General features: G+C 71.3%; 22 protein-coding genes and 2 tRNA genes. 17 read left to right on the top strand and 7 right to left on the bottom strand.

Annotated features, from left to right (window positions below):
* Window positions 1–12: 12 nt before the first annotated feature.
* From CFP66_RS37990 to CFP66_RS37980, 3 genes are all read left to right on the top strand, one after another.
* Window positions 13–882: a sucrase ferredoxin gene (locus CFP66_RS37990; protein ID WP_094930207.1), complete on the top strand. Its 870-nt coding sequence runs from the start codon at window positions 13–15 to the stop codon at window positions 880–882.
* Between the two features lie 69 nt (window positions 883–951).
* Entirely contained in the window at window positions 952–1461 is a 510-nt protein-coding gene (locus CFP66_RS37985) for a PH domain-containing protein (protein ID WP_094930206.1), read from the top strand.
* Window positions 1458–3134 (top strand): PH domain-containing protein, encoded by a 1677-nt coding sequence (locus CFP66_RS37980; RefSeq protein WP_094930205.1) that lies wholly within the window; start codon window positions 1458–1460, stop codon window positions 3132–3134. Before CFP66_RS37985 ends, CFP66_RS37980 begins: the two co-directional genes overlap by 4 nt.
* On the opposite strand, the gene CFP66_RS37975 is transcribed toward CFP66_RS37980, so the two are convergent.
* Genes CFP66_RS37975 through CFP66_RS37965 form a run of 3 tightly spaced genes read right to left on the bottom strand, consistent with a single transcriptional unit; the run spans window position 3024 to window position 6822 of the window.
* Window positions 3024–5480 (bottom strand): FtsX-like permease family protein, encoded by a 2457-nt coding sequence (locus tag CFP66_RS37975; RefSeq protein WP_094930204.1) that lies wholly within the window; start codon window positions 5478–5480, stop codon window positions 3024–3026. The genes CFP66_RS37980 and CFP66_RS37975 overlap by 111 nt on opposite strands.
* Complete coding sequence (locus tag CFP66_RS37970; RefSeq protein ID WP_094930297.1) at window positions 5480–6151, bottom strand: ABC transporter ATP-binding protein; 672 nt, start codon at window positions 6149–6151, stop codon at window positions 5480–5482. The genes CFP66_RS37975 and CFP66_RS37970 overlap by 1 nt, the downstream gene beginning before the upstream one ends.
* A gap of 38 nt (window positions 6152–6189) precedes the next feature.
* A complete protein-coding gene (locus CFP66_RS37965) occupies window positions 6190–6822 on the bottom strand; it encodes a M15 family metallopeptidase (protein WP_233160047.1) in 633 nt (210 codons plus the stop codon).
* Window positions 6823–7166: 344 nt separating this feature from the next.
* On the opposite strand from CFP66_RS37965, the gene CFP66_RS37960 reads away from it, so the two are divergent.
* Genes CFP66_RS37960 through CFP66_RS37940 form a run of 5 tightly spaced genes read left to right on the top strand, consistent with a single transcriptional unit; the run spans window position 7167 to window position 10744 of the window.
* On the top strand, window positions 7167–7844 hold the full coding sequence (locus CFP66_RS37960) for a response regulator transcription factor (RefSeq protein WP_094930202.1): 678 nt from the start codon (window positions 7167–7169) through the stop codon (window positions 7842–7844).
* Window positions 7845–7854: 10 nt separating this feature from the next.
* Window positions 7855–8997: a HAMP domain-containing sensor histidine kinase gene (locus CFP66_RS37955; protein ID WP_304528787.1), complete on the top strand. Its 1143-nt coding sequence runs from the start codon at window positions 7855–7857 to the stop codon at window positions 8995–8997.
* The gene (locus CFP66_RS37950) at window positions 8987–9346 is read left to right on the top strand and encodes a helix-turn-helix transcriptional regulator (RefSeq protein WP_198961958.1); all 360 of its coding nucleotides are present in this window, start codon (window positions 8987–8989) and stop codon (window positions 9344–9346) included. Before CFP66_RS37955 ends, CFP66_RS37950 begins: the two co-directional genes overlap by 11 nt.
* Complete coding sequence (locus CFP66_RS37945; RefSeq protein ID WP_233160045.1) at window positions 9343–9975, top strand: cation diffusion facilitator family transporter; 633 nt, start codon at window positions 9343–9345, stop codon at window positions 9973–9975. Before CFP66_RS37950 ends, CFP66_RS37945 begins: the two co-directional genes overlap by 4 nt.
* 55 nt (window positions 9976–10030) lie before the next feature.
* Window positions 10031–10744 carry an alpha/beta hydrolase gene (locus CFP66_RS37940; protein ID WP_094930199.1) on the top strand — a complete coding sequence of 238 codons (714 nt, stop codon included), beginning with the start codon at window positions 10031–10033 and terminating at the stop codon, window positions 10742–10744.
* Here CFP66_RS37940 and CFP66_RS37935 read toward each other — a convergent pair.
* Complete coding sequence (locus CFP66_RS37935; protein ID WP_094930198.1) at window positions 10707–12242, bottom strand: helicase HerA-like domain-containing protein; 1536 nt, start codon at window positions 12240–12242, stop codon at window positions 10707–10709. The genes CFP66_RS37940 and CFP66_RS37935 overlap by 38 nt on opposite strands.
* Before the next feature lie 116 nt (window positions 12243–12358).
* On the opposite strand from CFP66_RS37935, the gene orn reads away from it, so the two are divergent.
* The 3 genes from orn to CFP66_RS37920 all read left to right on the top strand — a co-directional run bounded on the left by orn (window position 12359) and on the right by CFP66_RS37920 (window position 13251).
* On the top strand, window positions 12359–12985 hold the full coding sequence (gene orn, locus CFP66_RS37930; protein ID WP_094930197.1) for an oligoribonuclease: 627 nt from the start codon (window positions 12359–12361) through the stop codon (window positions 12983–12985).
* Window positions 12986–13022: 37 nt separating this feature from the next.
* Window positions 13023–13098 (top strand) — tRNA-His (locus tag CFP66_RS37925).
* A gap of 81 nt (window positions 13099–13179) precedes the next feature.
* A tRNA-Lys gene (locus tag CFP66_RS37920) sits at window positions 13180–13251 on the top strand.
* Window positions 13252–13457: 206 nt separating this feature from the next.
* On the opposite strand, the gene folP is transcribed toward CFP66_RS37920, so the two are convergent.
* The 3 genes from folP to CFP66_RS37905 all read right to left on the bottom strand — a co-directional run bounded on the left by folP (window position 13458) and on the right by CFP66_RS37905 (window position 16023).
* Window positions 13458–14240 carry a dihydropteroate synthase gene (folP, locus tag CFP66_RS37915; RefSeq protein ID WP_198961944.1) on the bottom strand — a complete coding sequence of 261 codons (783 nt, stop codon included), beginning with the start codon at window positions 14238–14240 and terminating at the stop codon, window positions 13458–13460.
* Between the two features lie 71 nt (window positions 14241–14311).
* Window positions 14312–15166, bottom strand: a complete 855-nt coding sequence (gene purU / locus CFP66_RS37910; protein ID WP_094930195.1) for a formyltetrahydrofolate deformylase — start codon at window positions 15164–15166, stop codon at window positions 14312–14314.
* Window positions 15163–16023, bottom strand: coding sequence for a methylenetetrahydrofolate reductase (locus tag CFP66_RS37905; RefSeq protein ID WP_094930194.1), 861 nt, complete (start codon window positions 16021–16023; stop codon window positions 15163–15165). The genes purU and CFP66_RS37905 overlap by 4 nt, the downstream gene beginning before the upstream one ends.
* A gap of 220 nt (window positions 16024–16243) precedes the next feature.
* Here CFP66_RS37905 and CFP66_RS37900 point away from each other — a divergent pair, with 220 nt between their 5' ends.
* The 6 genes from CFP66_RS37900 (at window position 16244) to CFP66_RS37875 (ending at window position 22569) form a co-directional block, all read left to right on the top strand.
* Complete coding sequence (locus CFP66_RS37900) at window positions 16244–17722, top strand: aminomethyltransferase family protein (RefSeq protein ID WP_198961943.1); 1479 nt, start codon at window positions 16244–16246, stop codon at window positions 17720–17722.
* Between the two features lie 145 nt (window positions 17723–17867).
* Window positions 17868–18974: an alpha/beta fold hydrolase gene (locus CFP66_RS37895; protein ID WP_094930192.1), complete on the top strand. Its 1107-nt coding sequence runs from the start codon at window positions 17868–17870 to the stop codon at window positions 18972–18974.
* A gap of 32 nt (window positions 18975–19006) precedes the next feature.
* A complete protein-coding gene (locus CFP66_RS37890) occupies window positions 19007–19399 on the top strand; it encodes a YciI family protein (protein ID WP_198961942.1) in 393 nt (130 codons plus the stop codon).
* Window positions 19400–19419: 20 nt separating this feature from the next.
* On the top strand, window positions 19420–20271 hold the full coding sequence (locus CFP66_RS37885) for an NmrA family NAD(P)-binding protein (RefSeq protein WP_158228376.1): 852 nt from the start codon (window positions 19420–19422) through the stop codon (window positions 20269–20271).
* Window positions 20268–21317, top strand: a complete 1050-nt coding sequence (locus CFP66_RS37880; protein ID WP_094930190.1) for an AraC family transcriptional regulator — start codon at window positions 20268–20270, stop codon at window positions 21315–21317. Before CFP66_RS37885 ends, CFP66_RS37880 begins: the two co-directional genes overlap by 4 nt.
* Window positions 21318–21423: 106 nt before the next feature.
* The gene (locus tag CFP66_RS37875) at window positions 21424–22569 is read left to right on the top strand and encodes an MBL fold metallo-hydrolase (protein WP_143517511.1); all 1146 of its coding nucleotides are present in this window, start codon (window positions 21424–21426) and stop codon (window positions 22567–22569) included.
* The last annotated feature ends 104 nt before the right edge of the window (window positions 22570–22673 follow it).

Here is a 22673-nt window from a genome sequence, read left to right as displayed (position 1 = left end):
TATTGTGCCGGGATGGGAACGGCACCGGGATGGCAGCGCTGCAGCCTCCTGGCCCTCGCGCGCGACGAGCCACTGGCCGGTTCGGCGCCGGTCACCCGCCGCTGGGTGTGCGTGGAGCAGCGCGGTTCGTGGCCCAGCGACCTGACCGCCCACCCCGAGCCCGCCCTCGCCGCTCTCGCCGCCACGCCCGGCTGGCGGCTGCTGCTGATCCGCAGGCCCGGCCGCCGCGGTGAGCACGGGGCGCCGCTGCGCGTGTTCCTCGCCGACACCGCGCCCGGGGCCACCCGCGTCACGACCTTCACGATCGACGGGCCGGAGCAGCTCGCCGAGCTCGAACTGCCCGCCGACGACGAGCCCTTGCCCGGCGCCCCGGTGGGTGACCCCCTGCTGCTGGTGTGCACGCACGGCCGCCGCGACCGCTGCTGCGCCGTGGACGGGCGCGCGCTCGCGCTGGCCGTCGTCGACGCGGGCGAGCAGCACGTCTGGGAATGCAGCCACCTCGGCGGGCACCGGTTCGCCCCCACGGCGCTCGTGCTGCCCACCGGCTACGCCTACGGCCGGCTCGACCCGGCCACCGCGATCGCGGCACGCAAGGCGGCGTTCCCCGGCGAGGTCGACACGGCGCAGTGCCGCGGGCGCAGTACGTGGTCGCCCACCGGGCAGGTGGCCGAGCTCGCCGTGCGTGCCGCCACCGGGCTGCGCGACGCCGACACCCTGCAGGTCGCCGACGTGCCCGGCGGCGCCGTCGTCACCGCGCGCGACGGCCGGCGCTGGGAGGTGGACGTGGCAGCCCTGGACGGCGCGCCCCGCCCGCTGTCCTGCGGCACCGACCCGGCCCCGATGACCGCACTGCACGCGAAGTCCGTCCGCGCGCTCCCCTGACCCGCCTTCCGACACTCCGGAGACCGCGTCGCGGACGGGGCGCGGGGTCTCAGGGGGCAGACTCCGGGCATGTCCGCCGCCGCGCCGCTCGCACTACCGCTGCGCCCGCCCGCCCACCAGGTCAGCCCGCGGGCCGTCCGGTGGTGGCAGCTGCGCGCCCTGCTCACACTGGTGGTACTCACGGGGCCGCAGCTGGTGGTGCTGGTCCTGTCCGCAGATGACGCCCCGGGCTGGCTCGTCGCCACCTCCGTCGCCACGGCGGTGATCGTGCTCGCGTACGGCGTCGTCGTCCCGCCGCTGCTCTACCGCATCCACCGCTGGGAGGTCACGCCCGAGGCGGTCTACACGATGTCCGGATGGCTGGTGCGGGAGTGGCGGATCGCCCCGATCTCACGCGTGCAGACCGTGGACACCGAGCACGGTCCGCTGCAGCAGCTGCTCAAGCTCGCCAGCGTCACGGTGACCACGGCCTCGGCGCGCGGGCCGGTCAAGATCCGCGGCCTCGACGAGCGCGGGGCCGCCGAGCTGGCCCGCGTGCTCACCGAGACCACCCAGGCCACCCCCGGGGACGCCACGTGACGGCCGACCCCGTGCCCCCCAACCCCCTGCCGCCCGACAGCCTGCCGCCCGATCCGGTGCCCCCCGACACAGCGCCGTGGCGGCGGCTGGACCCCCGGATGCTCGCGGTGACGCCCCTGTCCGGCGTGATCCGGCTGCTGCCCGTGGTGGTGATCCTGCTGCTGACGGGGCGGGGCGACGTGGTGGGGCGGCTGTGGATCCCGCTCGGCATCGCCGTGCTGCTCGTGGCCGGCGGCGTGGTGCGGTGGCGCACGACGCAGTACCGCATCACCGACGAGCGCGTGGAGCTGCACACGGGGTGGCTGCGCCGGCAACGCCGGTCGGTGCCGCGCGACCGGATCCGTACCGTCGACCTCACCGCGAAGCTGCTGCACCGCCTCTTCGGGCTCAGCGTGGTGCAGGTCGGGGCGGCGACCGGCGGGGCGCTGGAGAGCTCGGGGCTGAGCCTGGACGCCGTCAGCAAGGCCGAGGCCGACCGGTTGCGCCGGGAGCTGCTCGACCGGCCCCGCGCGGACGTGCCGGCCGCGCCGGCGCCGCCGCCCGGCGAGGAGCTGGCGCGGCTGCGCTGGTCGTGGCTGCGGTTCGCGCCGCTGACGTTCTCCTCGCTCGCAGGGATCGGCGCGATCGGCGCCGCCGGGTTCAACCTGTTCGACGACCTCGGCGTGGACCCCCGCGACCTCCCGCCGGTGGACGACGCCGCCCAGCGGCTCACCACCGCCCCGCTCTGGCTCGGCATCGCGGTGCTGGCCCTCGCGCTCCTCGTGCTCGCCGTCGTCGGCGCGGTGCTGCTGTTCGCCGAGCGCTGGTACGACTACCGCCTCACCCGCGAGGTCACCGCCGACCCTGGCGCCGGGACGGGCGGCGCGCTGCGCGTCAAGCGCGGCCTGCTGACCCGCCGGTCGCTGTCGGTGTCCGAGCAGCGGCTGCGCGGTGCGGAGGTCGTGGAGCCGCTGCTGCTGCGGGCCGGGCGGGGTGCGCAATGCCGTGCGCTGTCCACCGGCCTGTCCCGCGACGCCCAGGGCGGCGCGCTGCAGCCGCCCGTGCCGCGCGCCGAAGCGCACCGGGTCGCCGCCCTCGCGCTGCGGGAACACCCCGCCGAGGCCACCCTCGCCCCGCTGCGCCGGCACCCGCGGGCGGCGCTGCAACGGCGGCTGACCCGGGCCGTGGGGCCCGCGGCGGCGATCGTGGTGCTCGCGTTCGCGGTCGGGTGGGCGGTGCCGCTGCCCTGGCTCGGCCCGGCGAGCCTCGCCCTGCTCCCGGTGGCCGCGCTGCTCGCCCTCGACCGCTTCCGCGCGCTCGGCCACGAGCTCACCGCCCGCCACCTCGTCGCCCGGCAGGGCAGCGTCCAGCGGCGGACGGTCGCGCTGCAGCGCGACGGGGTGATCGGCTGGACGTTCCGGCAGAGCGTCTTCCAGCGCCGCGCCGGGCTCGTCGAGGTGGAGGCCGTGACCGCGGCCGGAGCCGGCGGCTACACGGTGCTGGACGTGTCCGCGCCCGACGGGGTCGCGCTGGCCGACGCCACGGTGCCGCGCCTCCTCACCCCGTTCCTGATTTCGGGGGTGTCAGTCGAGCGACAGCCCTGCGGTCGGGGTCACCCGGGCGGCCCGGCGGGCCGGGAGAACGCCGGCGAGCACTCCGGCCAGCGCCGCGATGGCGACGACGGCGCCGAGTGACGGCCAGGGAACGACCATGGTGGCGTGGGTGAGGGCCCGCGTCACGAAGGTCTCGTAGCCGACCCAGGCGAACCCGACGCCGATCACGGTGCCGAGTGCGGTCGCCACCACCGACAGCAGCGCCGCCTCGGTCGCCAGCATCCGCCGCAGCTGCCTGCGGGTGAGCCCGAGCGCGCGCAGCAGCGCGTGTTCGCGGGCGCGCTCGAGCACGGACAGACCCAGGGTGTTCGCGATCCCGATCAGGGCGATCGCCACGGAGACGCCGAGCAGGCCGAGCGCCGACCCGGCGAGGATGTCCCGCTCCCGGTTCGCCGCCGCCTGCGCCTGCAACTGGTCCTCGAGCTGCGCGCCGGTCGCATCCGCCAGCGCGTCCAGGGCATCGACGAGCGCGAGCGGGTCGGCGTCCTCGGCGGCGCGGACCCAGATGACGTGCGGTTCAGGGGCATCGGTGAGCTGGGCCAGCGTCTCGGGCGCGACCACACCCGACCGGCCCGAGCCGAGGGAGACGACCTTCAGCTGGGCCCGGCGATCGCCGACGCTCACCGTGACGCGGTCACCGGGCTCGGTGCCCGGGTCCACGAAGGCTCCGAGGTCGATCCGGATCGTTCCCGGCTCCGCCCGGGCGAACGCCCCGCCGTCGCGGGCCATCTGCACCTCGTCCGGGGCGGTGAGGACCGGGAGCGGCGCGTCGAACCCGGTGATCCGCGCGACGGTGCCGGTCACCGGGACGGCCTGCTCCACACCGGGGATCCGGCGTACCCGCTCGAGGAGGTCGGTGGTGACCGGCTCGTCGAGCGAGGTGAGCGCGGCGTCGATGGGGTTGTGCCGGTCGCGCACCTCGTCCAGCGCCGCCCGCCACGTGGTCATGCCGGTGAGTACGGCGGTCGTCAGGGTGACGCCGATCAGCAGGGCGGCGGTGGTGGCGGCGGTCCGGCGGGGGTTGCGCACGGCGTTCTCGGTCGCGAGCCTTCCCCGCGGACCGAGCAACGCGCCGGCGACCCGGACCAGGCGGGGGACGAGCACCGGCCCGAACAGCAGGACGCCGGTGAACACCGATGCTCCGCCGGCCAGCATGAGCACCGTGCTGCCGCCGATCATCGCCGCCCCGAGCAGGGCAGGCCCGGTGACGAGCAGCAGCGTGGCGAGCGCCGGCCGGGACCGGCCGCCGGCGGTGCGCGTGTCGAGGGCCGTCTGCGGTCGCAGCGCCGCCAGCGGACTCACCGAGACCACGCGCCGGGTCGGCAGCCACGACGCGACCACGGTGACCAGCAGGCCGAGGGCGAACCCGCCCGACAGCCAGGCGAGGGGCGGTACGGGGGCGACCATCGGGTTGGCGGGTGCGAGGGTGCTGATCAGGGGAAGCAGGCCGTAGCCGAGTCCGACGCCGAGCAGCGTCCCGGTCGAGGACGCGAGCACGCCGACGGTGAGCGCCTCGCGGCGTACCGAACCCAGCACCTGCCGCCGGGTCGCACCGACGCAGCGCAGCAGGGCGAAGTCGCGCAGGCGCGCCGCCAGCAGGATCGAGAACGTGTTCGCGACGACCAGGACCGAGACGACGAGCGCGACGCCGGCGAACAACAGCCCCATCAGCGCGAAGGCGTCCACATCGTTGTTGAGCCCGGCGAGGCTGTCCGAGACGTACTCGTCGACCGGCTGTACCGCCATGCCCTCCGGCACCGGACCGACGTCCCCACGCACCGCCACACCACCCACGTGCCACGTGGGGCTGTCGCGCCACTGCAGGTATTGCGGCCAGGTGACGTACACCGAGGCCTGGGTCCAGGTCGTGGGCGACTCCACGAGTCCGACCACGTCCAGGTCGGTCGCGCCGGCGCCCTCACCGACCCGGATCCGGTCACCGACCGCGAGCTCCTGGGCCTGCGCGTCCCACACGTGCACCACCGCCTCGCCGGTGCCTGCCGGGAAGCGGCCCGCCACGAGCTCCTGCCAGCGCAGCTCCTGCGCGGCGGCGATCGGCCCCACGGTCGTCCCGCCCCGGGAGTCGCGCCAGCCGAGCGGGGTGCCGCCTTCCCGGTGCACCGGGAGGTCGACCCGGCCCAGCCCGGACGCGTTGCCGCCGAGGCGGTCGACGAGCGCGATCGCGTCGGACGTGTCGAGGGTGCCGGGGCAACACGACGGGCCCCGCTGGGGTCCGTCCTCCGGGGCGTCGACGACGTAGTCCGCCCCGCGGAACGGCGCCCCGGACTTCTCCATGAGCCCGGCGCGCGCCCCGGCGGTGAGCACGCCGATCGCGACGACGAAGGCGACCGACACCGTCACCGCGATCGCCGCGGCGACGTAGCGGCGGGTGTGGGTGCGCAGGGAGGCGAGGAAGACGGTGCGCATCAGGCGATCCGCCCGTCCTGCATGGTGACCACGTCGTCGGCGTAGCCGGCCGCGTCCCGGTCGTGGGTGACCATCACGACGGTCTGGCCCAGCTCGCGCACCGACCGGCGCAGGTGCTCCAGCACCTCCGCCGACGTCGTGGAGTCCAGGTTCCCGGTGGGCTCGTCGGCGAACAGCAGCGCAGGCCGGGTGATCAGGGCCCGGGCGATCGCGACCCGCTGCTGCTGGCCGCCGGACAGCTCCGCGGGCCGGTGCCCGAGCCGGTCGGCCACGCCGAGGGTCTCGGCGAGCGCGTGTGCGCGCGCGGTCGTCGCGTCGTCGATCCGCGCACCGCCCAACTCGAGCGGGAGCAGGATGTTCTGTGCCGCGGTGAGCATCGGCAGCAGGTTGAACGACTGGAACACGAACCCGACGTGCTCGCGGCGGAAGACCGTGAGCGCGTCGTCGTCGAGTGATCCCAGGTCGGTGCCGGCCACGGTGACGGTGCCGCCGTCGGCCTGGTCGAGCCCGGCCAGGCAGTGCATCAGCGTGGACTTGCCCGACCCGCTCGGTCCCATGATCGCGGTGAACCTGCCCCGACGCAGGTCGAGGTCGATGCCACGCAGGGCGTGCACCTGCGCCTCGCCCCGGCCGTAGGTCTTGGTCAGGCCCCGCACGCCGGCCGCGAGCATCGACCGGCCGGCGGGCGGGGGGTTGCCGAGCGTCCTGGTCACTTCTGCATCCTCGGATCGTGCGTGGGGTCGGCGTACGTGCGTGGGCAACCGCGATCGGCGGCGTCGGGGTGCAGCTCGAAGTGCCAGGGCTCGTTGCGGTAGATCTGGCACAGGCCGTACCCGGCACCGTGCTCGGACAGCCACTGCGCGGCACCGGTGGGCCCGATGTCGACCGCGTCCCCCGACACGTGGGCAGAGGTGTCCGCGGTGGCCACCCAGCGGGCGGCCTCCTTCTTCGACCCGTACTCCGAGACCGCGTCGTCGAGCAGCCGTTCCTGGTAATCCCGGGAACGCCAGCCGCTGTTGACGACGAACTCGACCCGGTCGTCCGCGGCCTCCGTCGCCGCCCGGCGCAGGGCCTCGAGCAGGTCCGGATCGAGGTTGGCCACGGCCGGGAACCCGTCGTCGAAGACCGTCACCCCGTCGGGGACGGCACCGTCGGCCTCGTCGTCCGCACCGCGGCCGTCACCGTGCCAATCGCCGCTGCCCGGTGGAGGGGGACGTCCCGGAACGCCATCCGCCTGCCGGTCCGGCGTCGCCGTCGAGGGGGACGAGGATGCCCACGTCCGGTAACCGAGCCCTCCGGTCACCGCCGCGATGACCACCGCCACCGCGATGAGGATCGTCAAGCGGGTGGAGCGGGGTGCTGGTCGTGCTGGTCCGCTCGCCCCCGAGGCGGCGTGGTGGTGGTGCCGGGCCGGAGGTGGCTGTCGGCGTGGCGACGGCACGCGCCGGTTCACGGCACCGGGGCTGGGCGGAGGCCGGTCGAGGAGGACGCCCCCTGCCCGGGAGCGGGGGACCGCGATGGGCTGCGTCGGGAAGTGGTCGCCGAACGCAGCCGTCCGGCTCGCTCCGGGGCCCGGTCCGCGCGCGCAGTAGGTCATGCCCGCAGTCAAGGCAGCGCGGCGTTGCCGGCACGTATCCGCTTTTCGATATGCCGGCGATATGGCCCGGCTCGTAGCATCGAGGACTTGTGCGCGTGTTGATCGTCGAGGACGAGCCCTACCTGGCTGAAGCCATCCGCGACGCGCTACGCCTCGAGGCGATCGCGGCCGACGTCGCCGGCGACGGTGACACCGCTCTGGAGCTGCTGGGCATCAACGCCTACGACATCGCCGTCCTCGACCGTGACATCCCCGGGCCCTCCGGCGACGAGGTCGCGATGAGCATCGTCGCCTCCGGCACCGGCACGCCCATCCTCATGCTCACCGCCGCCGACCGGCTCGACGACAAGGCCTCCGGGTTCGGACTCGGCGCCGACGACTACCTCACCAAGCCCTTCGACCTGCGGGAGCTCGTGCTCCGCCTCCGGGCACTCGACCGCAGACGCGCACACAACCGGCCACCCGTGCGGGAGATCGCCGGCCTGCAGCTGGACCCGTTCCGCCGCGAGGTCTACCGAGACGGCCGCTACGTCGCGCTCACCCGCAAGCAGTTCGCCGTGCTCGAGGTCCTCGTCGCCGCGGAAGGCGGCGTCGTCAGCGCCGAAGAGCTCCTGGAACGCGCGTGGGACGAGAACGCCGACCCGTTCACCAATGCCGTGCGCATCACCGTCTCGGCGCTGCGCAAACGCCTCGGCGAACCCGGAATCATCACCACCGTGGCCGGCGCCGGCTACCGCATCGACGCCGAGGGAGGGGAACGTGGATAGGCAGCCGGGTTTGAGCGTCCGCCTCAAACTCACCCTCAGCTATGCCGGGTTCGTCATGCTCGCCGGTGTCCTGCTCCTCGCGGCCGTGTGGGTGTTCCTCCTGCCCGACGTGCGCGGGATCGACTTCAGCTCCCTCAGGAACGTGGTGTCCAACGTCCTGCTGCTCCAGGGCCGTGGGCCGATCGTCTTCGTTCCGGCGGCGGCCGTCGTGATGGCGTTCCTCCTGGTGTTCGGGCTCGTCGGAGGGTGGATCCTGGCCGGCCGCATGCTCGCCCCGCTGACCCGCATCACCGACGCCACCCGCATGGCCGCGAACGGATCGCTGTCCCACCGGATCGGGCTTCCCGGCCGCGAGGACGAGTTCCGCGAGCTCGCCGACGCCTTCGACACCATGCTCGCGCGGCTCGAGGCGCACGTCGCCGAGCAGCGGAGGTTCGCCGCCAACGCCTCCCACGAACTGCGCACCCCGCTGGCGATCACGCAGACGCTCCTCGACGTGGCCCGCACCGATCCGAACCGCGACAGCGGCGAGCTCGTCGACCGCCTCCGCACCGTCAACACCAGGGCGATCGACCTCACCGAGGCGTTGCTCCTACTCGGCCGCGCCGACCGGCGGACCTTCACGCGGGAACGCGTCGACCTGTCCCTCCTGGTGGAGGAAGCCGCCGAAACGCTCCTCCCCTTCGCGGAGAAGCGCGGCGTGACCCTCGAGACCGCGGGCGACATCGCCCCCACCGTCGGCTCACCCGCACTCCTGTTGCAGCTGACCACGAACCTCGTGCACAACGCGATCGTCCACAACCGGGCGGGACAGGGCGCCGTGTGGATCCGCACCTGTGCGCACCCCGACGGCGTGCTGCTCACCGTCGAGAACACCGGGGAGAAGCTCACCCGAGAGCTGGTCTCCACGCTCGCCGAGCCGTTCCAGCGCGGCACCGAACGGATCCGCACCGGCCACGCGGGCGTCGGGCTCGGCCTCGCGATCGTCGACAGCATCACCCGAGCGCACGACGGAAACCTCACCCTCGCCCCCCGGGCCACCGGCGGGCTCTGCGTCACGGTGCAACTCCCCGCCGCGCCACCCCACAGCGGCAGCCCATCTCCAACAGATCACCGAACCGGGCTATCATCGCCGCGTGGCGATGGAATGTGAGCGAGGACTGAGCCCCGCGGTGGCGCTGTTCCGGTCGCTCGGGGATCCGACGCGGTTGGCGATCGTGCAGCGACTGGCCGCGGGCGAGGCCCGCGTGGTGGACCTGACCCGGCAGCTGGGGTTGGCCCAGTCGACCGTGTCGAAGCACCTCTCCTGCCTGCGAGACTGCCAACTGATCGACTACCGCACGCAGGGGCGGCAGTCCTTCTACTCGCTGACCCGCCCGGAGCTGATCGACCTGCTGCGCAGCGCCGAGCTCCTGCTGGCCGAGACCGGGGATGCGGTGGCGCTCTGCCCCGTCTACGGCGAGCCCGGCAACTCGGTCACAGCGGAGGTCGCGGCGTCGTGAGCCACCCGACCGTGACCCCGCAGCGGCGGGACGTGCTGCGTCGACGCATCCGGTGGCTGGTCGCCGCCACGATCACCTACAACGTGATCGAAGCCGTGGTGGCGATCACCGCCGGCACGATCGCGGACTCGACCGCGCTGATCGGCTTCGGCCTGGACTCGCTGATCGAGGTCAGCTCCGCAGCCGCGGTGGCCTGGCAGTTCGCCGGCCCGGACCCCGAGCGCCGGGAGGGGATCGCGCTGCGGGTCATCGCCGGATCGTTCTTCGCTCTCGCCGCCTACGTCACCGTCGAGGCGCTGCGCACCCTCGTCGCGGGCACCCAGCCCGAGCACTCCCCTGTCGGGATCACCCTGGTCGTGATCAGCGTGGCAGTCATGCCGTTCCTGTCCTGGGCGCAACGGCACGCCGGCCGCGAGTACGGCTCGGCCAGTGCCGTCGCCGATTCCCGGCAGACCCTCATCTGCACCTACCTGTCCGCGGCCGTGCTCGCCGGCCTGGTGCTCAACTCGACGCTGGGCTGGTGGTGGGCCGACCCGATCGTCGCCCTCGGCCTGGCCGTCGTCGCGATCAGGGAAGGCCGCGCGGCGCTGCGGGGCGACACCTGCTGCCCGCGGCGCTCGTGCTCGTGAGTTCGACCAGCATCACGGACAGATCCTGTCCGCAAGGCCTGCCATCGTGGGTCGCATGGACGTCGTACTCGTACCGGGAGCGAACCACGGTGGCTGGTGGTACCAGCCCGTCGTCGAACAGCTGGAGGCGTCGGGTCACCGCGCGGTCGCCGTGACGCTGGACGGTCTCGACCCGCAGGATCCCGAACCGGACCGGCCGATCACGCTCGACACCCACGTCGCCGAACTCGTCGCCCTCGTCCAGGGCCTTCCCGGCCCGGTGGTGGCGGTCGGGCACAGCTACGCGGGCAGCGTGCTGAGCGGCGCCGCCGACGCCGTACCCGAGCTGTTCGCCGGCCTGGTCTACGTCGACGCGTTCGTCCCCGAGGACGGTGATTCGACCTGGTCGATGGTGCCGGACTGGGAACGCGAGTGGTTCGTCGACGGATCAGGGCGCACCGGACGTCACGTCGATCCGCTGCCCTTCTTCGACGAACGCGCCGTCGCACACCCGATCGCGACGTTCCTGCAGCGCTCCCGGCTCACCGGTGCATGGCGCCGGGTCGCCGACAAGCACTACGTCGCGGCCATGGACCCCGAGTGGCTGCCGCAGTCGCCCTTCGTGGCCACCGCCGAGAAGCTGCGCACCGCCCCCGACTGGACCGTGCACGACCTGGACGAGACCCACAACGTGCTGCTGAACGGGGCGGACGCGCTCGTCGGTGTGCTGCTGGAGGTTCTCGATCCGGCGGTCAGCGCCGGCGGCGGGTGCCGAACAGACCCCGGGTGATCTCCCGACCCAGCGCGCTGGCGGCCGAGCGCATGAAGGAGCGGACGGCGGGCGACTCGAACGCCTTCTCCACGAACCCGGGCTCGGCGCGCTCGGGAGCCGGCGGCGGTGCGTCGGCCGGGGCGGGAGCGGACGGCGCGGCGGGCGGCTCCGCGATCCGGGCCGTCAGCTTCTCGTAGGCCGACTCCCGGTCCACGGTCTCGCCGTACTTGCCGTACAACGAGGACTGCCGCGCCGCCGCGGTCACCGCCTCGGGGCCGATCGCCGCCATCAGCGAGCGCGGGGCCCGCATCCGGGCCCAGGCCACGGGGGTGGGCGCGCCTCGCTCGGACAACACCGTGATGATCGCCTCGCCGGTGCCGAGCGACGTCAGCGCCTCCTCCATGTCGTAGTGCGCGGTGGTCGGGTAGGTCTTGACGGTCTTGGCGAGCGCCGCCTGGTCCTCGGGCGTGAACGCCCGCAGCGCGTGCTGGATCCGCGCACCGAGCTGGGAGAGCACGGCGTTGGGCACGTCGGTGGGCAACTGGGTGCAGAAGAACACGCCGACGCCCTTGGAACGGATCAGCTTCACGGTCTGCTCGATGCGCTCCAGGAACGCCTTCGACGCCTCGTTGAACAACAGGTGCGCCTCGTCGAAGAAGAACACGAGCTTCGGCTTGTCGAGGTCGCCCGCCTCGGGCAGCTCCTCGAACAGCTCGGCGAGCAACCACATCAGGAACGTGGAGAACAACCGCGGGTTGGCCTGCTGGTCGGCCAGCTCCAGCAGGGTGACGACACCCTTCCCGTCGATCTGACGCATCAGGTCCGCCGGCTCGAACTCCGGCTCCCCGAAGAAGTCGTCACCGCCCTGCGCCTCCAGGTTGACCAGGGCGCGCAGGATCACGCCCGCGGTGGCGGGCGAGACCCCGCCGATGCCCTTCAGGTCGGCCTTGCCCTCGTCGGAGGTGAGGTGTTGGACGACGGCGCGCAGGTCCTTCGTGTCCAGCAGCGGGAGGCCGCGCTGGTCGGCCCAGTGGAAGATCAGGCCGAGCGTCGACTCCTGGGTGTCGTTGAGGTCGAGCACCTTGCTGAGCAGGATCGGCCCGAACTGCGTGAGCGTGGCCCGGATCGGCACCGCGGAGCTGCCGCCGCCGAGCGAGAGGAACTCCACGGGGTACGCCGTCGGCGCCCAGTCGTCGCCGGTGTCGCGCGACCGTTCCTCGATCTTCGCCCCCGGCTCCCCCGGGCGCGCCAGCCCGGACAGGTCGCCCTTCACGTCGGCCAGCAGCACCGGAACCCCCGCGGCCGAGAGCTGCTCGGCGAGCCCCTGCAGGGTCTTGGTCTTCCCGGTGCCCGTGGCGCCCGCGACGAGCCCGTGGCGGTTGAGCGTGGCGAAGGGGATGCGCACACGGGCGGTGGGGTCGACGGTGCCGTCGACGAGGATGCTGCCCAGTTCGAGGGCGGCCCCGTCCGTGGCGTATCCGGCAGCGATCTCCTGGGCGGGGGCCTGGGTGTCCACGGCGCCAGAGCCTAGCGCTACTCCCCGTCAGATCCCGACGACGCGCTCGTCGCCGCTGATCGACACGCGCGACGGCTGCCGACCCCACCCGAGCACGCCGGGCATAGTGTGACGGCGTGATGGACCGTCTGGTGTGGATCGACTGCGAGATGACCGGCCTCGACCTGGGACGCGACGCGCTGATCGAGCTCGCGGTCCTCGTGACCGACGGCGACCTCAACGTGCTCGGCGAGGGTGTCGACGTCGTCATCCACGCCGACGACGAGGCGCTCGCCGGGATGCCCGAGATCGTGCGGGAGATGCACGAGCGCTCCGGCCTCACCGAGGCCGTCCGCGCCTCCACCGTCACGGTCGCAGAGGCCGAGCAGATGGCGCTCGACCACATCCTGGAGCACGTGCCGGAACCGCGTACCGCCCCGCTGGCCGGCAACTCGATCGCCACCGACCGCGGCTTCCTCGCCCGCGACATGCCCGCGCTCGACGGCCACCTGCACTACCGGATGGTGGACGTCAGCTCGGTCAAGGAGCTGTGCCGGCGCTGGTACCCGCGGGTGTTCTACGCCAAGCCGGAGAAGGGGCTCGCGCACCGCGCCCTGGCCGACATCCAGGAGTCGCTCCGCGAGCTCGCCTACTACCGCCAGACCCTGTTCGCCCCGCTCCCCGGGCCGACCACCGAGCAGGCGCAGGCCGTTGCCGCACAGGTGTCGGCAACCCGCTTCGAGGCGCCGCAACCGCCGCGCTAAGCTGATAGTGCGCCCCAGTCGAGATCGGGGCCGCATGGTGGGTGTAGCTCAGCTGGTAGAGCACCTGGTTGTGGTCCAGGAAGTCGCGGGTTCAAGTCCCGTCACTCACCCCATGCTGCGGCACCCCACCGCACGGCCGCCTGGAGACGTTGTGTTAGCGTTTCCAAGCGCCGGACGGTAGGGCGCAACGGCAGGCGCCGCTAGCTCAATGGCAGAGCAGCTGGCTCTTAACCAGCGGGTTCGGGGTTCGAGTCCCTGGCGGCGCACTCGCTCTGGGCGAGGCATGCACGCGGAATGCGCGTGCATGCCTCGCTCGTTGTTTTTCCTGGGGGCGCAGCCCCCAGACCCCGCCCGGCGGGCTTCGCCCCCGGACCCCCGCCTGCGGTTCCGTTGGCAGCTCGGCTCCACCGCAACCCCCAGACCCCACCCCAGATCTACGTCGGAGGCTCATCCGACTGGGTGGTCAGAGGGCTCACTCGCTCCTCAGACGCTCCTCGATCCGGAGTGCCACCATGGTCCCGGCCACGTCGTGCACCCGGAGCATGTCGACACCCCTCGATGTGAGCATCGCGCTGACGACGGCGGTGGCCAGGTCCCGGCGCTCGCGGGCCGTCGCCTGACCGGAGACCTCGCTGAGCAGACGTTTCCGGCTGACGCCGACGAGCACCGGGCACCCCAGATCGCGGACGAACCCGATGTGGCGGAGCAACCCCCACGACTGGGAGGCGTCCTTGGAGAAGCCGATGCCGGGGTCGACGATGATGTGACGCTCGTCGATCCCGGCGTCGACCGCGCGCTGGACGCGCTCTCGCAGCTCGGCCGCGACGTCTCGAGCCACGTCGGCGTACGTCTCGGACCGGTGCACGGGCGTCCCGCCGGATCGCCAGTGCGTCACGACGTACGGGGTACCGAGCTCCGCGACGACGGCGAGCATCGCCGGATCGGCGAGGCCGCCGCTGACGTCGTTGACCAATCCGGCGCCGGCGTCGACGGCGCGGCGCGCGACCTCGGCTCGCATCGTGTCGATCGAAACCGGCACACCCAGCCTGGACAGTGCCCGGACGACGGGCAGGACGCGCTCGAGCTCGGCGCGGGGTGAGGGGCGCCGGGCTCCGGGGCGTGTCGACTCGCCGCCGACGTCGATCCAGTCGGCCCCGTCCGCGGCCAGTTCCTGACCGCGCCGCACTGCCGCTGCGGTGGTGCGGTAGGCGCCGCCGTCGGAGAAGGAGTCCGGGGTCACGTTGAGGACACCCATCACGCGGGGACGCCCCGGCCCTGGGAACGCGCCGGTTCCCGCCCGGCCCGGAGGCCGAGCGGTGCCTGCAGTCACTTCAGGACGACCGTCCTGCCGCCGTGGACGATCACCCGATTCTCGAGGTGGTAGCGCACCGCCCGTGCCAGTGCCAGACATTCGGTGTCGCGGCCGAGCGAAGCAACAGCCGCCGCGCTCATCGCATGGTCGACCCGCTGCACTTCCTGCTCGATGATCGGGCCCTCGTCGAGGTTCGACGTGACGTAGTGGGCGGTCGCGCCCACCAGCTTCACACCTCGGTCATAGGCCTGGTCGTAGGGCCGCGCGCCCTTGAAACTGGGGAGCATCGAGTGGTGAATGTTGATCACCCGGCCCTGAAGTCGGTCGCACAGCGCGGGCGAGAGAATCTGCATGTAGCGGGCGAGAACCACCAGCTCCACCTGCTCCTCCTCGACGAGCTGCAGCAGCTTGTCCTCGGCATCGGCCTTGGAGCCGGCGTCGACCGGATGGTGCACGAACGCGATGCCCATCGACTCGACGAGTTCCCGCCATACGAGGTGGTTGGACACGACAGCGACCACGTTTGCGCGCAGCTGCTCGGTGCGCACCCGGAAGAGGAGGTCGTTGAGGCAGTGCCCGTGCTTGCTGACCATGATCACCACTCGGGGTCTGCGCCGGGCGTCGACCAGACGCCAGTCCGTGTCGGGACCACGAGAGATGACCTCGAACTCCTGCCGCAGGGCGTCGACGTCCACCGGTCCGTCGGCCAGTTCCTCCGCGACGACACGCATGTAGAAGCGGCCGGCGTCGCGGTCGGTGAACTGGTGGCTCTCGACGATGTTGAGGTCGCGGCCGGTCACGAAGGTCGAGACCGCCTGAACCAGTCCGGGGCGATCCGGGCAGGAGAGCGTGAGCACCATCTCGCTCATGCCGTCGCTCCACCCTGCGTGCCGATCCAGGCCCGGAAGACGGGCACCTGGTTGAACGTGAAGACGTGCAAGCCCTCGATGTCGCCGCCCGGCCTCGGCTCGGCAGCGAGCAATGCCCGCACGAGCGGAGCGGGGTCGTAGGTCCGTCCGAGGAGCACGTTGCCGACCAGTCCGTGCTGCTTGGCCAGGAACCGCAGCGACGGGCCGACCCCGATACGCAGTGACAGCTCGGTGAGCTTGGCGAGCTTCAACGGCCCGGCGATGCCGACCCGGATCGGCAGCGTCACGCCGCGCGCTCGCGCCTGCGTCAACCACGACGTGAGCGTCGAAGCGTCGAAGCACATTTGACTGACCATGTACGTGGCCCAATCCTGCTTGCGCAGGAGCGCCTCCCACAGGCGGTCGTCGTCGATGTTCGGATGGCCCTCGGGATAGCAACCGATGCCGATCCGCGTGAACGGGTGCTCCATCGACGACAGGTCGTCGAGCATTGCGGCGGCCTCGTGGTACCGGCCGACAGGGGTCGCGGCGTCGCCGCCGATGACGTAGAGATCGGTCACGCCCAGGTCCGCGACGCGTTGCACGAAATCGCGCAGCGCCGCGCGATCCGTCACCATGCGGGCCGCCAGGTGGGGGACCACGCGTCGTCCGGAGTTCGCTGCCAGGGCGCAGTACTCCAGCGTGCGACGCAGACCGAACTTCGGAGAGCAGGTCACGGCGACCGTGGCATCCTCGGGCGTCGCCAGAATCTGATCCTGCGCGCCCTTCAGCGGAATGACCTCCATCGTGGCCTCGTTCAGCAATTGGAGATGCCGATCATCGGCGGCTGGGGAGGCGGCGCGCTGCTCGGCACTCATCCGGCGTTCCTCTCGGTCGGAAGCGGCCTCCTGGGTGTCGTACGTCGGCCGCGGGTGTGACGATGACCGGGAACGCTAGGTACGCCGGCGAACGCCAGCTAGCCACCAGCCGAAGCAGTCGGCGCCGGCTGACGAACCCCGTCCTCCGGCGGCGCGCGCCCAGCACGCGGACAAACCTGGAGCGCCGGGGTTCGCGTAGTGCATGAGGCCCCTTCGATCCGTGGCTATCCCCACTGCGCGAGCGCTCCTAGATTGGGCCGCCACACGCAGGATCGCCCGCCGTGCACCGCCGGCGCCGCCGGGTCTCGGCGCGGGGCCGGAGAAGGGGACGACATCCATGACCGCTTTCAACCTCCAGCAGGCCATCGACCGCAGCGGCGGCAACCCGGCCAGGATGTTGCGCTCCGATCCCCGCGGCCCGTACCAGTTCCCGATCCCACAGGTGGAGTACGCGAACTGGCGTGACGAGCAGCGCGTGTGGCGCGAGTCGGCGATCCTGTTCGACCAGTCGTTCCACATGAGCGACGTGTACTTCCGCGGCCCCGACACCACACGCCTTTTCTCCGACGTCGGGGTGAACTCCTTCGCCACCTTCGGGAAGAACAAGGCCAAGCAATTCGTCGCGGTGAGCCCACGCGGGCTGTTCATCGGCGACGCCATCCTCTTCGGGCTCGACGAGGACGAATATGCGCTGGTCGGGGCGCCGGTGGCGGCGAACTGGGTGCAGTTCCACGCCGAAACCGGCGACTACGACGTCGAGGTGACGCGCGACGAGGCCAGCATGATCAACCCTCGCGAGCGCCTGCTGTTCCGCTACCAGATCCAGGGACCGAGCGCTCTGGAGGTCGTCGGGTCCGCCTCGGGCGCGAGGCTCGACCGCATCAAGTTCTTCACCATCGGCGAGTTCGAGATCGCCGGCGTGCCGGTCCGTGCACTCAACCACACGATGGTCGGCACCCCCGGCCAGGAGCACACGGGCCTGGAGATCTTCGGGCCGCGCGAGCACTCCGCACGCGTCAAGGACGCCCTGCTCGAGGCAGGGACGCGGTTCGGCATGCTCGAGGGCGGCGCACTGTCCTACCCCACCACGTCCAACGAGTCCGGATGGATCGCCCGGCCATTGCCGGCGATCTACACCGGTGACGATCTGAAGGCCTATCGGGAGTACCTGCCCGGGGAGGGCTTCGAGGCGCATGCCTCCCTCGCCGGCAGCTTCGTGTCGGACTCGATCGAGGACTACTACCTCACGCCCTACGACCTGGGTTACGGGCGCGTGGTCCGTTTCGACCACGATTTCGTCGGCCGCGAGGCGCTGGAGGAGATCGCTGCCGGACCGAGCCGCCGGAAGGTGTGGCTCGAGTGGGACGACGAGGACACCGGGCGGGTGATCACGAGCAGCCTGTTCGGGGGCGGTCGGGGAGCCAAGTACCTCGGGCTGCCGACCGGCGGGTACTCGCTCATCCACTACGACCGGGTCCTGCACGACGGTGCGGGCGTCGGGCTGGCGATGGATCCGATGTTCACGGTCAACCACGGGTGCGTCGTCTCCTTGGCGACCGTCGACGCGGAGCTCGCCCAGGACGGGCAGCGGCTGACGCTCGTGTGGGGGGACGAGGCGTCCATCGGCGTCAAGCCGAGGGTCGAGCAGCACCGCGAGACGGAGGTGCGCGTGACGGTGCGAACGGGCGCTGCGAGCTGACGTGGATGTGCGGCAGGCGGGCACGGCCCCGGTGCGCACCGGCTGCACCCCGCTCCACCGAGCAGCGCCGACGGACCTCCCGCTCGGAACGACCCGGGTCAACACAGCCACCTGATCCATCCACATCTCATCAGGGAGATCGACAATGACGTCCACCCCCAGCTCGACTCGCGTCGCCGACGGCTGGACCGAGCCGCCCGCGCGTGTGGCGCACCACCTGGCCGCCGTGGCGACCATGTGGCAGGAGCTGCCCCACGTACTGCCGAAGATCATCGCGGCGCCGGAGGACTTCTTCGGTGCCGAAGCCCCGATGGGCGACATCGCTCGACGTCTCGCGACCATCTCCGAGGTCGCCGCTCCGCCGCCGTCCTCCGACGGCGAGGTCGAGGTGCTCGCCGGCACCGAGTTCACCCACCGCTTCGTCGACGCTCCCGGCGACGGGGAGACCGTGCGGTGGCACTACGTCGAGAGCGGACCGGCCGACGGTGATCCGGTGGTCTTCCTGCACGGCGTGCCGGACTCCTGGTTCCAGTGGCACCTGGTGATGGCGGCCGTCTCCGACCGGCACCGCTGCATCGCCATCGACCTCAAGGGCTACGGCCAATCCGACAAGCGCACCGGCGACTACCGGCAGGAGGGCGTGGCCGAGCAGCTGAAGGCGCTGTTGGACACCATCGGTGTCGACCGCTTCAGCCTCATCACCCATGATCGCGGGACGCCGCCGGCAGATCATCTGGTCGCCGACGTCGGGGATCGGGTCATCCGGTACGGCCGCGGTCAGCAACACCTGTGGCACCTGCACCCCAGCCTGCACCCGCAGGAGCTGATGTTCACCGCGCCGACCGCACCGTTCGTGTTGGAGAACGCACGCACCACCACGATCGTGGCCTACACGGCCCTCGCGACGAAGCCGGTCGACGACGCGCTCCTCACCCGGACGGTCGCCGAGTTCTCCTATCCCGGCATCAACACGGCAGTCCCGCGCTACTTCAACTCCTCTTCCTTCCGGCAGGAGTGGGTCGAGCGCCGTACGCGCCTCATCGCTGCCTGGCGTTGCCCGGTGCTGCTCCTCCAGGGCCGGGAGGACCCCGGCCAGCCGCACGAGTTCTACAGCGACCCGGACGTGCTGGCGATGCTGCCGAAGGGCAGTGGGCTGCACCTGTTCGACGCTGGTCACTTCTGGCCGTTCGAAGCGCCGGAGGAGGCGGCGGAGACCATCCGCGGTTTCCTGAGCAGCGACGTCGACGCCTGAGCCGCAACCCACGTCCCGAGAGAAGGCATCCGATGAGCAACGACACCGCCGGCAGCGTCGACGGCATGACCTGGGAGCAACTGCTGAACCGCTCCCGCGAGCTCGACCTGCACGCCGAACAGCTGTTCTTGATCCAGTCCAAGCCGGTCGACGGCTTCGGGCCCGTCGAGGCGGCGCTGGACGAGCATCTGCCCTACCAGAAGCAGCTGGAGGACAGCGGTGTGATGTTCGCCGCCGGCCCCGTGGCTTCGGCCGACGGGGCCGAGTGGAACGGTGAGGGCGTGTTCGTCTACCGCGCCGCGAGCCTCGACGAGGCCGTCCGGTTGGCGGAGGCCGACCCGATGCACTCACGAGGGGCACGCCGGTTCGAGGTCAGGGCGTGGTGCCTGAACGAGGGCACCACCACTCGGTCCGCGACCACCTGAGCAGCGCGACCATGATCCTCGTGACCGGCGCCACGGGCACGATCGGTCGGTCCGTCGTGTCCGGGCTGATCGACGGTGGGGCGGAGTTCCGGGCCACGACGCGCCGTGATGCGTTGCCGGGCTCCGACCTGCCCCTGGTGCGCATGGAGCTCTCGGACCGCGAATCGGTCGTGGCCGCGGTCGCCGGAGTGGACGTGGTGTTCCTCAACAGCAGCCAGCACCCCGAGATGGCGGTGCACCAGGGCGGGCTGATCGATGCGGCAGCCGAGGCCGGCGTCCGCCACATCGTGAAGGTCTCCGCCGGTAGCGCGGCCACCGGACCGGACAAGCCGAGCTGGGTCGGCCGCGCGCATGCCGCGATCGAGGCACGGCTCTCGGCGTCCGGGCTGGGGTGGACGGTCCTGCGACCGAACTACTTCATGCAGAACCTGCTCGGACTCGCTCCGGCGATCTCCGAGGGCACGCTGCCCATGGCGCTCGACGATCATCGTCTCGCCCTGGTCGACGCACGGGACATCGCTGCTGCGGCCACGGCCGTGCTCCGTGATCCTCTCCCCCACCACGCACGTGTCTACGAGATGACCGGGCCGGAGTCGCTCACCCCGGCCGACATCGCGGATCGCCTGTCGGTCGGTGTGGGACGGCGGGTCGCCCACGTCCGGCTCACCCTCGAAGAACTGCGCTCCGGCGCGGCACGCGCGGGAGCGCCCGAGTGGATCTGCCGGCACGTGGTGGAGCTCATGCAGCTCTACTCTCGTGATGAGTCGGTCGGCGCCGTATCGCAGGATGTGGAACGGCTGATCGGGCGCGCGTCCAGCTCGCTCGCGAAGTTCGTGGCGGACCACGCATCGACATTCGGGAGAGCCGCATGACCGCTTTGCCCGACGTTGCCCAGCGGCCACGTCTCGACGCCGTCCTGCCGTCGCTCACCGCGTACAAGCGCTACGAGACACACGATCTCGAGGTTGCGGAGGTGGAGATCAGGCGGTTCATGGCACCGGGCCGGCTGCGTACCCGCCCCGATGACCGCTGTGACGTCGACGCGCGTGCCTTCTACGCCGACACCGGCTCCGTCGGGGTCGGTCGGATGAGCTTCGGCGCGGACGTGGTCATCGACCGGCACGCCGATTCCAGGTACCTCGGGATCGCGATACCGCTGTCGGGCCACATGCGCGTCTGGGAAGGGCGCGAGGTCGTCGAGGCACGGGCCGGGGACTCGGTCGTCGTCATCGCGCCAGAAGGTCGCTTCCTCACCGGGTGGAGCGCCGACTGCAACGCTCTCATGCTGCGCGTCACGACCTCATCGCTCGCCCGTGCGGCACGGACCTTGACGGGCGACCACGATTCGGACCGACCACCGCGGTTCGTGCACCAGGTGCTGTCGCTGGAGCAGGGCCACGTCGTCATCAGCGCCGCCAGACTGCTCACTGAGATCCTGGGGCGGTACGACGACCTCGACGCCGTTCCCGGCAGACTGCTGCACCAGCTCTCCGAGCACGCCCTGAACGCCGTCCTCCTCGGGCTGGAGCACGATCTCAGCACTCCTGCCAAGCCCGCTTACCGTGCAGCTCCGAGCAAAGCGGTCCGGGCAGCGATGCGCCTGATCGAGGACGAGGCCGCGGCCGTGTTCAACGTGAGCGAGCTGGCACGCCATCTCGGTCTCACCGTGCGCGGCCTCGAACTGGGTTTCCGGCGCGCGCTCGACGAAACCCCGCACCAGTACATGCGGCGGATCCGGCTCGACAGGGCTCATCGCGAGCTCCTGGCTGCCGACGCCACGGACGGGACGACCGTCACCGAGATCGCGACCCGATGGGGGTTCTTCCACATCGGACGGTTCGCCGCCTCCTACAAGGCGGTCTACGGCGTCATGCCCTCCGTGAGCCTGAGGGCCACACCTACGAATCCCCTTCGCTGACTCCCGGCGGTTACCAGGCACAGCTCGCTCTTGCCGGATCCCGGCAGGACGCCGTCCTGCGACGACTGGGCGATATTCGTGCAGCGTCGACCACCAGGAGACGAGAATGCGTCGGACACGCAACGGTGCATCGCCGATTCAGGTCCCGCCCACGCGGCGGGCATTGCTTTCTGGCATGGGCGGGCTGGCAGCCATCACCGCTCTGTCGGCCTGTGGCGGCACGAAGACGGACGAAGGCTTCACAACGGTACAGCCCGACGACAGAGCTTTCTCCACAGGGCTGCACGTGGTCACCCTGGGAACGCAGGCCGGGCCCCCGGTCGAGCGGGAAAGAGCTGGCATCTCGACCGCGCTGATCGTCGACGGAGCGGTTTATCTCGTGGATTGCGGCAGGGGCAGCACGACACAGTACATACATGCAGGTCTCCGATTCTCCGCGTTGCGGTCGATCTTCATCACTCATCTGCACGCAGACCACATCGCCGACTACTACAACTTCATCATGCTTGCGGGCTCCGGCCCGAACTTCACGGGGGACATGTTGTCGCCGATCGATGTCTACGGCCCGGGCCCGGCGGGTGCACTGCCCGGGAAGTTCGGAGGAGGCGACGTGGGTACCGTGGCCCCGGACAACCCGACGCCTGGAATGCGCGACCTCACCGAGATGTGCAGCCAAGCATACGCGTACAGCAGCAACATCTTCATGCGTGACAGCGGTTCGTCGGATCCGCGTGACCTGGTCCGAGTGAATGACATCGGCATCCCGGGGCACATCCCGGCCTCGTACGTCGATACGAGCCCGACGATGGAGCCCTTCGTCGTGATGCGCGACGACAACGTCATCGTTTCCGCGAGCCTGGTTCCACACGGCCCGGTGTTCCCCAGTTTCGCGTATCGTTTCGACACGAAGTACGGGTCGGTCACGTTCTCGGGCGACACGACGTACAGCGAGAACCTGATCACCCTCGCCCGTTCCACTGATGTCCTGCTCCACGAGGCAGTAAATGTCCGCGAGGCGACGAACGTGCCCGCCAAGATCCTTTCACATATTCTTGAGTCGCACGTCGAGGTTCAGAAGGTCGGAGCCGTCGCCGAGCGAGCGGAAGCCAAACAGTTGATCCTCACGCATATCGGCGACCGCGTGACAAGTCCGCTACCAGTTCAACAATGGGAGAGTTGGGCAGCCGTCGGATACAGCGGAACAGCCAGGGTCGCCTCGGACCTCGAGCACTTCATCGTCAATCGCGGCTAGTACTGCAACGGCAGTTCATGTCCGCGGTGGTCGGTGGCCGCGACGTCGGTAGTGGCATGCGCGTGCCTGGTGTTGGCGGCGTCGTCGCCAGATCGACCAGTTGA

Source organism: Pseudonocardia sp. MH-G8 (genome assembly GCF_002262885.1).
In the GTDB taxonomy this organism is placed as follows: Bacteria; Actinomycetota; Actinomycetes; order Mycobacteriales; family Pseudonocardiaceae; genus Pseudonocardia.
The sequence above is the reverse complement of the archived record's forward strand: the minus strand, read 5'-3'. Positions and strand labels throughout refer to the sequence as shown.

Bases quoted from the DNA above. Each gene is read 5' to 3' on its own strand.
- CFP66_RS37990 (WP_094930207.1), top strand. From the start codon at position 13: ATGGGAACGGCACCGGGATGGCAGCGCTGCAGCCTCCTGGCCCTCGCG.
- CFP66_RS37985 (WP_094930206.1), top strand. From the start codon at position 952: ATGTCCGCCGCCGCGCCGCTCGCACTACCGCTGCGCCCGCCCGCCCAC.
- CFP66_RS37975 (WP_094930204.1), bottom strand. From the start codon at position 5,480: ATGCGCACCGTCTTCCTCGCCTCCCTGCGCACCCACACCCGCCGCTAC.
- CFP66_RS37970 (WP_094930297.1), bottom strand. From the start codon at position 6,151: ATGCTCGCGGCCGGCGTGCGGGGCCTGACCAAGACCTACGGCCGGGGC.
- CFP66_RS37950 (WP_198961958.1), top strand. From the start codon at position 8,987: ATGGAATGTGAGCGAGGACTGAGCCCCGCGGTGGCGCTGTTCCGGTCG.
- CFP66_RS37940 (WP_094930199.1), top strand. From the start codon at position 10,031: ATGGACGTCGTACTCGTACCGGGAGCGAACCACGGTGGCTGGTGGTAC.
- folP (WP_198961944.1), bottom strand. From the start codon at position 14,240: ATGGGTGTCCTCAACGTGACCCCGGACTCCTTCTCCGACGGCGGCGCC.
- purU (WP_094930195.1), bottom strand. From the start codon at position 15,166: ATGAGCGAGATGGTGCTCACGCTCTCCTGCCCGGATCGCCCCGGACTG.
- CFP66_RS37905 (WP_094930194.1), bottom strand. From the start codon at position 16,023: ATGAGTGCCGAGCAGCGCGCCGCCTCCCCAGCCGCCGATGATCGGCAT.
- CFP66_RS37895 (WP_094930192.1), top strand. From the start codon at position 17,868: ATGACGTCCACCCCCAGCTCGACTCGCGTCGCCGACGGCTGGACCGAG.
- CFP66_RS37890 (WP_198961942.1), top strand. From the start codon at position 19,007: ATGAGCAACGACACCGCCGGCAGCGTCGACGGCATGACCTGGGAGCAA.
- CFP66_RS37880 (WP_094930190.1), top strand. From the start codon at position 20,268: ATGACCGCTTTGCCCGACGTTGCCCAGCGGCCACGTCTCGACGCCGTC.
- CFP66_RS37875 (WP_143517511.1), top strand. From the start codon at position 21,424: ATGCGTCGGACACGCAACGGTGCATCGCCGATTCAGGTCCCGCCCACG.